The sequence below is a fragment of the Thauera phenylacetica B4P genome (assembly GCF_000310225.1).
Classification (GTDB): domain Bacteria; phylum Pseudomonadota; class Gammaproteobacteria; order Burkholderiales; family Rhodocyclaceae; genus Thauera; species Thauera phenylacetica.
Window position 1 is genome coordinate 1 of record NZ_AMXF01000305.1, and the last position, 3,921, is coordinate 3,921.

Here is a 3,921-nt window from a genome sequence, read left to right on the forward strand (position 1 = left end):
GGCCGTTGCGGCCGCCGCGGCGCTGCAGCGGCTCGCGCTCGTGGTCGGCGTCGTGCGCGGCCTCGCCACCGGCGCTGGGCACGAAGTCCTCGGCCACGGCGCGGTCGATGCGGCGCTTGATCAGGCGCTCGATCGCGGTCAGCAGGTTGGCTTCTTCCTTGTCGACCAGCGAGATCGCATGGCCGGCAGCGCCCGCGCGCCCCGTGCGGCCGATGCGGTGCACGTAGTCCTCGGGCACGTTGGGCAGCTCGAAGTTCACCACCTGCGGCAGCTGGTCGATGTCCAGCCCGCGCGCGGCGATGTCGGTGGCGACCAGCACCGGTAGCGAGCCGTCCTTGAACTGCGCCAGCGCACGGGTGCGCGCGGCCTGGCTCTTGTTGCCGTGGATGGCCGCCGAGTCGATGCCGTGCTTGGTCAGGTACTCGGCGAGCTTGTTGGCGCCGTGCTTGGTGCGGGTGAACACCAGCGCCTGGAACCACTGCTTTTCCTTGATCAGGTGGGCGAGCAGTTCGCGCTTCTGCTTCTGGCCAACCATGTAGACGGCCTGGTCGACGCGCTCGGCGGTGGTGTTGCGCGGCGCCACTTCCACCGTGGCCGGGTCGTGCAGAAGGCCCTGGGTGAGCTGGCGGATCTCGTCCGAGAAGGTGGCCGAGAACAGCAGGTTCTGGCGCTTCTTGGGCAGCAGCGCGAGCACCTTGCGGATGTCGCGGATGAAGCCCATGTCGAGCATGCGGTCGGCTTCGTCCAGCACCAGGAACTCGACGCCCGAGAGGTCGAGCGTGCGCTGGCCGACGTGGTCGAGCAGGCGGCCCGGGGTGGCGACGAGGATGTCGACGCGCTTCTTCAGCGCGCCGATCTGCGGGTTGATGTTGACACCGCCGAACATGACCAGCGAGGTCAGCGGCAGATGCTTGCCGTAGGTCTGCACCGACTCTTCCACCTGGGCGGCGAGCTCGCGCGTGGGGGTGAGGATCAGGCAGCGCGGGCGGCCGGGCGGGTGCGGGTGGGTGTGGGTCGCGGCCAGCATGTGCAGCAGCGGCAGCGTGAAGCCGGCGGTCTTGCCGGTGCCGGTCTGCGCGGCGGCGAGCAGGTCGCGGCCGGCGAGCACCTGGGGGATGGCCTGGGCCTGGATGGGCGTGGGGTGGGTGTACCCTGCCTCGTTGATGGCACGCAGGATGGGTTCGGCCAGCGCGAGGCTGGCGAAGTTTGCTTGGGGATTCATTCGATGGTCCGGCGCGAGCCCGCCGCATGCATCGATGCGACACCAATCCGGGCTGCGGGAGGGATCCGCGCCGCGTGGGGGCGAACGGATCGTTGCAGGAAACGCCGCGGGTGACTGGTGCACCGCAGCGAAGCCCGCACTATAAGCGCTCCACCTCGGAATGGCGAGCCATTTCGGCCGGGGGAGGGGCTCTCCGCCCTCTGCCCCGGGGGCGTCTGCGCGAATCTTGCGAAGAATAGTGTCATGGCATGAAGGATTCGTTACAATCCGACACAACCCGGATCATGGTAGGGGTATTGCCGTGCGTGAAATCCAGCTCTCCGAAGACCTCGATGACCGTTACGACCGGCTCGCCCGCGACCTGGGCGGCCGCGCGCTGGCTGGCCTGCTCGCCGTGGCCGGTTCGACCCTGCTCTTGCTCGGCGGCGCGGTCGTGGGGGCCGTGGCCACCTGGGACGCGATCGGTCGGGGCGCGCCGATGGAGACCCTGTTCTGGGTGCTCTTCATGCTTGGCAGTGTCGCCGCGATCTGGGCCACGCTGGCGTCCCTGCTGAGCCTTGCGCCGCGCCCGGCCGGGGTGGAGGTCGCGCGCGCGCAGGTGGGCGAGCTCTACGAACTGGCGGATGCGCTCACGGATGCGGCCGGAGCGAGGCCGATCCGGCGCATCTACGTGACGGGCGACATCAACGCCTCGATCGTGCAGCGGCCACGGCAGCTCGGCCTCGGCGCGATCGCCACCGACCTGCTGATCGGCCTGCCGCTCGCGCATGCGCTCGACCCCCGCCAGCTTGCGGCGGTGATCGCCCACGAGATCGGCCATGTCGTCGCGCGCCAGCGCGGAATGCGCGGCCGCAGCGCCTGGCTGCAGGCGTGGTGGATGCGCACCCTCGACGAGCTGGTCGCCGCGCTGCCGCGCGGTTTCCCCTGGTTCGACCCGCAGGGCGACGCCCTGTGCGCCAGGATGCTGGTGCTGGCGCAGCTGGAGGAATACGCGGCCGACCAGACGGCCGCACGCCTGGTGGGGGCCGAGCTGCTCGCCGGGACCTTGCTCGAGCTCTGCTGCAAGGCGGACTTCCTCACCAACGACTACCTCCCGCGCGTGCATGCCCTGAGCGAGCGCGACGCGGCGCCGTGCGTGCGGCCCTACCGCGAGATGGGGCACGGTTTCGCGGCAGGCTTCGCGCAGTCCGGCGCCGCCATGGATCCGCAGCGCCTGCTGCGCGCGGACGCTGGGGATCCTTTCCACCCCGCGCTGCAGGATCGGCTCGATGCGATCGGCGTCGGCATGCCCGAGCGGCAGCAGGCGTCGGGTCCTTCTGCGGCGCAGCATTTCTTCGGCGACAGCCTGCCCTTCCTCGCCTGGCATTTCGACCGGGCCTGGCTGGAGTGCCTGCGCGAGGTGCGTCGGGTGGCGCTCAGTCCTTGCGAGCAGGCGCCGGAGCTGGAGTCGGAGCCGGCGCTGCGGACGGCGTGAGCGCAGCGGCGCCCCGCGTGCGCCGGCTGCGCGCGGTGTCGATCTGGCCGCACAGTCGCTCCGCGCCGTCGAGGATGCGCGGCGTATGGCGCTGGATCAGCTCGGGCGGGATGAAGAACAGGTTGTCTCGGTGCGCGGCCTCGAGCTGCGGCCAGCGCGCCCACTGGTCCAGCCACTCGGGGCGCGCCTCGCCCATGCCCGAGGCCACGATCACCTCCGGATTGGCCGCGAGCACCGCCTCGACGCCGATCGTCGGGGTCAGGTGGGCGACCTCTCCGAACACGTTGGCGCCGCCGCACAGGCGGATCACGTCGGCGATCAGGTGGCGGTCGTTCACCGTCATCAGCGGGCGATCCCAGATCTGGTAGAACACGCGCACCTTGTCGCGCCCCGAGTAGGTCGCGGCGAGGTGCTCGCGGCGCGCGCGGAAGGTGCTCGCGGCGGCCTGGGCGGTGTGCTCGCTGCCGGCGAGCCGGCCGAGCCGCTCGAGGTTGCGCGCCACGTCCTCCAGGTTGCGCGGCTCGCTCAGGTACACCGGGATGCCGAGCGCCTGCAGGCGGGCGAGGTCGCCTTCGCGGTTGCCGCTCTGCCAGCCGATCACCAGGTCCGGGCGCAGCGCCGCCACCGCCTCGAGGTCGATCCGGGTGTAGCCGCCCACGCGCGTGATCCGCTGTGCGGCCTCGGGGTAGTCGCTGTAGTCCACCGCGCCCACCACGCGCTCGCCCGCGCCGGCGGCGAAGAGCATCTCGGTGACGTGCGGGGCGAGGCTGACGATGCGCTGCGCCGGTGCGGCCAGCGCGAGCTTGCGGCCGGTGTCGTCCTCCAGCTCGATGCCCGCGGCCGCGGCGGGGCTGCCGAGCGCGAGCAGGGTGGCGAAGGCGGCCGAGGCCGCTGCGGTGGAGATACGGAAGGGGGGCAAGCGCATCAGGGCTCCTTCAAGAGATTCGGGCAGTGTGCCAGGGCAGCCTCCAGCCTCGCCCACCCGGGCTCGTCCGCGGGCAGGCCGAAGCGCAGCGCGGGCGGGTCGTCGAAGCGGCGCAGCAGGATGCCGCGACGGGCGAAGGCCGCGTGCGCCTGCGCCGCGTGTGTCAGGCGGACGTACTGGAACAGGGCCGGTCCGCGGCTCTCCAGCCCATGGGCCTGCAGCAGGCGGCGCAGGCGCGCGCCCGCGGCGTCCAGCCGGGCGCGCTGCACGGCTTGCCAGGCGGTGTCGGCGAGTGCGTGT

The 3,921-nt window shown here is 71.8% G+C and carries 3 protein-coding genes and 1 pseudogene; 1 reads left to right on the forward strand and 3 read right to left on the reverse strand.

Features of this window, described 5'->3' with window-relative positions; all coding sequences use genetic code 11:
• On the reverse strand, positions 1-1,222 hold a 1,222-nt coding region (locus C667_RS20905), incomplete at its 3' end, for a DEAD/DEAH box helicase (protein ID WP_004381962.1).
• A gap of 301 nt (positions 1,223-1,523) precedes the next feature.
• Between C667_RS20905 and C667_RS20910 the strand changes: the two genes are divergently transcribed.
• Positions 1,524-2,696: a M48 family metallopeptidase gene (locus C667_RS20910; protein ID WP_004381963.1), complete on the forward strand. Its 1,173-nt coding sequence runs from the start codon at positions 1,524-1,526 to the stop codon at positions 2,694-2,696.
• Here the strand turns inward: C667_RS20910 and C667_RS20915 are convergent.
• Together C667_RS20915 and C667_RS20920 are read right to left on the reverse strand one after the other, a co-directional pair.
• Positions 2,638-3,621, reverse strand: a complete 984-nt coding sequence (locus C667_RS20915; protein WP_004381964.1) for a cobalamin-binding protein — start codon at positions 3,619-3,621, stop codon at positions 2,638-2,640. The genes C667_RS20910 and C667_RS20915 overlap by 59 nt on opposite strands.
• Positions 3,621-3,921, reverse strand: a pseudogene (locus C667_RS20920) (threonine-phosphate decarboxylase); the annotation flags it as partial. The gene C667_RS20915 and the pseudogene C667_RS20920, both read right to left, overlap by 1 nt.

Coding starts and splice junctions, on each gene's coding strand:
- C667_RS20915 (WP_004381964.1), bottom strand. CDS start 3,621: ATGCGCTTGCCCCCCTTCCGTATCTCCACCGCAGCGGCCTCGGCCGCC.